The following is a 6115-nucleotide window of genomic DNA, read 5'->3' on the forward strand; positions in this document are numbered from 1 at the left end:
AATTACCTCGTGACTGCAGCAATGGGAGATACAGTTTGGCCTACGACCAGCTTATGCAGCCCTTGGCTGACATAGATTTCATTAGGCTGAATCGCGCCTTGAATGTAAGCCATGTCTTGGGTGGTGTAGAGGATTTCCACATCGCGGCGCTCTATGATGGATTGCTGTTCATCGTTTGCGATGACATAGAGATTCCATAATCCGCGAGTACCATCCGTCAGTGCGGAAATGGGTACCCAATAGCCCGGTTGCGGGATTTGCTGTTGTTGATGCAGATACGCAATTTCACCGTTAATCACACGGGCATCTTGGGGTAGGCTTATTCTCAGTTGCAGGGTACGACTGACGGGATTGACTTCAGCGCTAATACCGGCAATTTCAGCAGAAAAGGTTTGATCTCGTACACTAACTTGCACTTGCTGTTTGGTGTTAAATTGCTCCGCTAGCGCAACAGGAACACCAATATAAGCTTCAGGATTGATGTTACCCACTAAGGTGAAAATAGGGCTACCCGCGGCAACCACTTCGCCAAGATTATGTAGCCTTTGGCTGATGGTGCCGTCAAAGGGCGCTACTAAGATGGATTTATCGAGCTTAAGTTGATTGGCATGCTGCGAAGCGAGTAGACGGTTTTTCGCTGCGGCTAAGCTATTTAATTGTGAGCGGTTTTCATCTAATAGCTGTTCAGAGACATAGCCCGATTTCTTTAATTCTTGATTACGTTTTAGAGTGCTGGTGGCCAGATCAACATCGGCTTGGGTTTGTGCCAGACTTGCTTGGATCTCTTGACGCTCGGCTTCGAGTAGTCGGGTATCGAGAACTGCAAGTATTTGTCCTTGCTTAACTTTACTCCCAGAATCGACCAGTAAATTGTTTAACTTTCCTGCTAGTTCAAAGCCTACACCTGTGGTGTTACCTGCACGGATAGTGCCAGTGAAGGTCTGAAAGTGTTCATAACTTGGGGTCTGGATCAACGCTTGGCTTGTGACTGTGGGTAGCGTGGCTGTCGTAGCGTGTTCAGTCACTTCCTTTTGACAGGCGGATAATGTGGCTAAAGCAAACACGCAGACGCTAAGAGTGCGCCAAGAAAGTCGGGCAGTTCGATCCATTTTAAAGGCTTCCGCTGTAAGTTAAACGTTAATACTATGTAACTAGACTTTTCAGTCTAGTTGTACGAAACTAGACTGTCTAGTCTATTTTGTGCTTAACTAATGCCAATTAATTATGTCTATCTATTTGAGAGTTGATATGATGCATTCCTCTGAGACGCAATTACCTTTGAGCCGTAGTGAACAAAAACGTCAGCAAGTCCTTGTAGCTGCTATTGATTTGTTTTGTCGTCAAGGTTTCCCTCATACCAGTATGGATGAGGTTGCAAAGCTTGCGGGCGTGTCGAAACAAACCGTATATTCCCATTACGGCAGCAAAGATGAATTATTTGTTGCGGCAATTGAATCTAAGTGTGTTGGCCATAATCTTAATGATGATTTGTTAAGTGATCCCACTAAGCCGGAATCGGCATTAACCCAATTTGCTTTGCAATTTGGGGAGATGATCGTCAGTCCTGAAGCTATTACCGTATTCAAAGCCTGTGTGGCGCAATCCGAAAGTCATCCTGAAGTGTCGCGATTGTTCTTTGACGCGGGCCCTAAACACATAGTGGGCTTATTGGCGGATTATTTAGTCGCTGTAGAGGCGTTAGGGCAATATCGATTTGGTAATGCTCACCATAGTGCAGTGCGTTTATGTTTAATGCTGTTTGGTGAGCTAAAACTTAAATTAGAATTGGGGTTAGCGGCCGATGAGCTTTTTGACGACAGGAATCATTATATATTGGGTTGTGCTGACATGTTCTTGAGGGCGCATCGGGTAGAGTAAAGGCTTGTTTGTTTCAAAGGTATTAGTTTGTATCTTCATTTTGAAAGTGTGAACCTTTTTATTCAATAGCGCGTATTATGCACAAAAATTTATCCATTATTTTAAATGCAAGGAGCTAGCGTGGCTAATCGAAAACTCGCACCATTAAGCGTAAAACAGCGGTTGCTGAAAGGCTGTTTGTTATTGTTACCGTTAATGAGCTGTGCCGCTATTGCAGCGGATAAACCTTCGCAGGAATACAAACCTTTTAGATTAAGTATCACGCAGATCAGTACCCAAAGCACCGAGGTAGCTAATGGCAATACTGAGCTACAAAGGGACAGCTTATTACTGAATGCTGGGATGAATGTGTCGCTGGATAAGCAATGGTCGCTAGGCTTTCGTGTGGGCTATGACAGACTTGATTATGACTGGCGTAACATCACGCTTACTGGCGCAAACAATGTCGCACCGCTGTTTGGTACCGACGGACAGAATTGGGATCATATTAATCGTTACCGTGCCGGAGTGTCGTTAAATTATCGCATGGATAAACATTGGGCCTTCTTTTTAGCACCGCAGATCCAATACGCCTACGCCGATACTGCATCGGCTAGCCAAGCTCAGAGTTACGGTATTGTGGCATCGGCCATGTATGCATTTGATTCGGGAAACATGATTGGCTTTGGGGTCGCGTATCTTAATGATATCGATGAAGTTCGCACTGTGCCTTATCTTGCCATGCGTTGGCAGATAGATGAACATTGGACACTGGCTAATCCATTCCAAGCTGGTTTTAGTGGTCCAGCAGGACTAGAGCTTAGTTATCAATTCAATCCTGATTGGAATATTGGTTTGGGTAGTTCACGTCGTACTGAGCGATTCCTTATTGAGGATGATGATATTGCTGTAGAAACGAACGAATGGGTGAGTTATCTGCGTGGCGGTTGGCGAGCAACGCCTGCTTTAACCGTAAATCTCTATGCTGGTTATTACTTTGATGGTGAGTTAGAAGTGACAAATCAAGCCGCGCTTGAAATGGATAACCAAGGCGCAGCGGCCTTGGATATCGAATTCAAATTCTAACGTTAATGTCAGTTATTTGCCCAGCATGGCCTCTTTGAGGCTTTTCTGGGCTGGCTTATCACCTAGCCAAATTTTTAACAGTGCTTGACGGAACATTTCACCTTCGATGGTGGCTTGTTCCTGACCATTTTTATAGGCCGTCACGCCGCGGGCTTTATTGGCGACTAAGGTAAATTGGTCACCTTCTTTAATTTCTTCCTTAAACAGCGCCATAAAGGTATCTATCTGCGGTTGAATATCGGCGGTGTTTTCTGCCGTCGCTTGCTCAAAACCTTCAGTGATGGCATCGAGCATTTTTTCTGAGGTGATCATGCCTGAGGTAATGTTAAGGCGGATTGCCGCAACTGGTGCATCAATAACCGCAGCTGAACTATTCAATGCTGCTGGCAAATACAAACTGCCTACATATAAATCCATAAAGAACTTACTGCGAACGCCCGCGCCATTGAGCTGTAATGTTTGGCTATCTAATGTCACTGTCTCGGCGACTTGCACTCCTGAGACTTCTTTGGCCATTAATGTGTGGGGTAATAGCAGCGCGCTTGCTAGGGTAAGAGTGGAGAGTAACTTCATAATACACCTCATTTTTCTATTTTAATTATTGGGTTTTAAGCAGATTTTTATGAGTATTTACAGCAAAAAGTTGACCCCAACTTCTCAAATACTCGGCACCGAAAACGGATGTTAATCTAAAGAAGAGAGGAGTGATAGGCTAAGTGTGCTTACGCATCATTCAAACATGGTTAAATATGGCATACTCATCATTAAATATGAGCATGCCAACAAGATGACTCATCGCGCTAAATTATCGGCGTAAAAGTGTTGGCGTAAAGCTATCGATGGGAAATCATCAGCGTTAAGCACCCTGTATAAATTATCCGCGAGTGCCTAGCTTGTACTGACCACTCTGTTCGAACATCACCGCTTGTTTCTGTTTTGGCGAGATCAAAATGGGACCGTCGTCAAAGAAAAGAAAACACTTCCAATTGCGGACGAACACATCCCAACGAGTTTCAATAATCTGATATTTTTCATAGCAAAAATACACCAGCGTCTCATCGGGCCATTGTATAAACTCAGCTAACATGGTGGGTAAACTGCTATCTTCACTATCCCAAGCGCTCTGCCAATGATCTGTTTCCACCCAAGCATCAGCCTTCGCCGCCCAATCTCCCTTAGTAAATTGCTCCGCACGACTACTCTTGTTGCTGATCCATTGGTTCCAGATTTCCATCGCACTTTTATCTGTTAACGGCAGGATATGCGCCTTGTCCTCGTCGGTGACAGGCAAGTCTTTGTGGTTGAAAATCCACTTACGGCGGTATTGATCTAACGGGATATAAGTGTTGGCCAAGCAAGCTCTCCTAGGTTGAGCCCTGAAGACTCATCAAACATCAATGTGGCGGATTATACTGACTTAGCCAAGTTTAGGGAAATGGCGTAATGTGGCTATATCCTAGTATTGGATTTTATAGTAACGATTAAGAGAGCTGTTTTTTAAGGGATATAGACTGAGGAGGTTTTAAATTGTGTTTCTGAAAATTATTCTTATCATAAAAATCTTCAAGTAAAGTTGAAATCACACAAGCACTATCTGGTCTCTCCACAGGAGACAGTTCGCGACATTAACGAAAATTATCTTAAATTAATAAATCATTATAAAACATGGTTTTAAGTGTGCTTCGTGCGATTTTGACATTAACCAAAATTACTGTATTTTAGTCTAAATTAATCCCTATGGTGGCACATAGGCGGCACAGGATTTAAGGCTAAGTCATTATGAGCATTGAAACAAGCTTCACAAAACGTGCTTTCGAACAGCTCGAAATCGGTCAAAAACGCTTCAGAATCGCCGATTTTGGCCATCGAGACTCAATTAATGGATTAATCTTAGATGTTTTCCCATCGGGAAAAAAGGTTTTTCGCTTTCGCCGCAAGCATTTAGGTAAAGACGTCACAGTGACGATCGGGGAGTTCCCGCATTTAACCATTGAGAACGCCCGCAAGCAGGCCAAGCATATTGCCGTAGACTTGGCCGAAGGTATCAATCCTAATGAAGCAAAGCGCCTTGCAAAACAAGAGGCTGAGCGCAAAGAAGCCTTATCGATGACGGTTCAACAACTGTTTGAATCCTTCGAAGCCGAGTTTATGGTCAAAATCAAAACGGGTGAGCGGCGACTCAATTCCCTTAAGGATATTCAATCCACATGGAAGAACCATATTCAACCGCGCATTGCCCATTTACCCGTTGAAAGCATCACCGCTGTCGAAGCTGAAAACCTGCTTAAGCTGATTATCACCAAAAACTCTGCCGCTGTGCGTAACAAATGCCTGACCTTGCTCAAGTCGATGTTCAATGAGCAACAAATCAATCCCTTTGGCCGCATCAAAAAATTGGCGGCGGTGAAGCGTGAACGGATTTTAAATCAGCATGAGGTGAGGGCATTACTTGAGTCGTTAGAATTTGAAGCGCCGCTTTACCGTGATGTGGTGATGCTGTTGCTATTAACGGGGCAGCGTAAAAGCTGTGTGTTTAGTATGGAGTGGCGAGAGATTGACCATCAGCGCGGGATGTGGATTATCCCGACCAGCAAGATTAAATCGAAAAAGCCCCATGCGGTGCCGTTAACAAAAGAGGTGATGGCAATCCTTGAGCGTCGAAGCCATGAAGCCGCTCACGGCGTTAAATACGTGTTCCCTGCCGAGCGTAGTCATTCAGGCCATATCACCGAGAATGCGGGCAAAGGCAGCTTCTGGTATCGCATTACCGAGCGGGCAGGGCTGCGAGGCCCTGAAAAGTCAGCGACAGCAAAAGAGGATAATGTCACTATCCATGACCTACGGCGAACCATTGCCAGTTGGAGCGTGATGCGTGGCGGCAATATTCAAACGACTAGTAAGCTTTTAGGGCATAGCGATATCAGTTGTAGTGGCACACTAATTTTGGCCACCTAAATAGAGGTGATATTATTACCTCGTAGATGACTTTAGGTGAACACATGAGATCGACAACCAGAAAAACATTTAGTGCTGAATTCAAACTTGAAGCAGCCCAATTAGTCCTCGATAAAAACCATAGCATCATCGAAGCTGCAAAGGCGATGAACGTTGGTAAGTCCACTATGGATAAATGGGTGAGACAGTTAAAACTAGAACGCCAGGGTGGCACACC

The 6115-nt window shown here is 44.5% G+C and carries 7 protein-coding genes; 4 read left to right on the forward strand and 3 right to left on the reverse strand.

Annotated features, from left to right (window positions below; all coding sequences use genetic code 11):
• Positions 1-2: 2 nt before the first annotated feature.
• Positions 3-1109, reverse strand: coding sequence for an efflux RND transporter periplasmic adaptor subunit (locus L5M10_RS18820; protein ID WP_263255727.1), 1107 nt, complete (start codon positions 1107-1109; stop codon positions 3-5).
• Between the two features lie 139 nt (positions 1110-1248).
• On the opposite strand from L5M10_RS18820, the gene L5M10_RS18825 reads away from it, so the two are divergent.
• On the forward strand, positions 1249-1878 hold the full coding sequence (locus L5M10_RS18825; RefSeq protein WP_263255728.1) for a TetR/AcrR family transcriptional regulator: 630 nt from the start codon (positions 1249-1251) through the stop codon (positions 1876-1878).
• 120 nt (positions 1879-1998) lie between these two features.
• A complete protein-coding gene (locus L5M10_RS18830; RefSeq protein WP_263255729.1) occupies positions 1999-2943 on the forward strand; it encodes an autotransporter outer membrane beta-barrel domain-containing protein in 945 nt (314 codons plus the stop codon).
• A gap of 12 nt (positions 2944-2955) precedes the next feature.
• Here L5M10_RS18830 and L5M10_RS18835 read toward each other — a convergent pair whose 3' ends face one another.
• Positions 2956-3516: a chalcone isomerase family protein gene (locus tag L5M10_RS18835; RefSeq protein WP_263255730.1), complete on the reverse strand. Its 561-nt coding sequence runs from the start codon at positions 3514-3516 to the stop codon at positions 2956-2958.
• Positions 3517-3817: 301 nt separating this feature from the next.
• Positions 3818-4297, reverse strand: a complete 480-nt coding sequence (locus tag L5M10_RS18840; RefSeq protein WP_263255731.1) for a DUF2947 domain-containing protein — start codon at positions 4295-4297, stop codon at positions 3818-3820.
• Positions 4298-4722: 425 nt separating this feature from the next.
• Here L5M10_RS18840 and L5M10_RS18845 point away from each other — a divergent pair, with 425 nt between their 5' ends.
• Complete coding sequence (locus L5M10_RS18845) at positions 4723-5898, forward strand: tyrosine-type recombinase/integrase (protein WP_263255732.1); 1176 nt, start codon at positions 4723-4725, stop codon at positions 5896-5898.
• Between the two features lie 44 nt (positions 5899-5942).
• The coding region (locus tag L5M10_RS18850; protein WP_263148818.1) for a transposase at positions 5943-6115 on the forward strand (173 nt) is incomplete at its 3' end.

It is taken from the genome of Shewanella sp. SM32 (assembly GCF_025654235.1).
Lineage (GTDB): Bacteria > Pseudomonadota > Gammaproteobacteria > Enterobacterales > Shewanellaceae > Shewanella > Shewanella oncorhynchi.

What these genes read in the sequence shown, in the direction of transcription:
- L5M10_RS18845 (WP_263255732.1), top strand. Translation starts at nt 4,723, where the DNA reads ATGAGCATTGAAACAAGCTTCACAAAACGTGCTTTCGAACAGCTCGAA.
- L5M10_RS18835 (WP_263255730.1), bottom strand. Translation starts at nt 3,516, where the DNA reads ATGAAGTTACTCTCCACTCTTACCCTAGCAAGCGCGCTGCTATTACCC.
- L5M10_RS18825 (WP_263255728.1), top strand. Translation starts at nt 1,249, where the DNA reads ATGATGCATTCCTCTGAGACGCAATTACCTTTGAGCCGTAGTGAACAA.
- L5M10_RS18820 (WP_263255727.1), bottom strand. Translation starts at nt 1,109, where the DNA reads ATGGATCGAACTGCCCGACTTTCTTGGCGCACTCTTAGCGTCTGCGTG.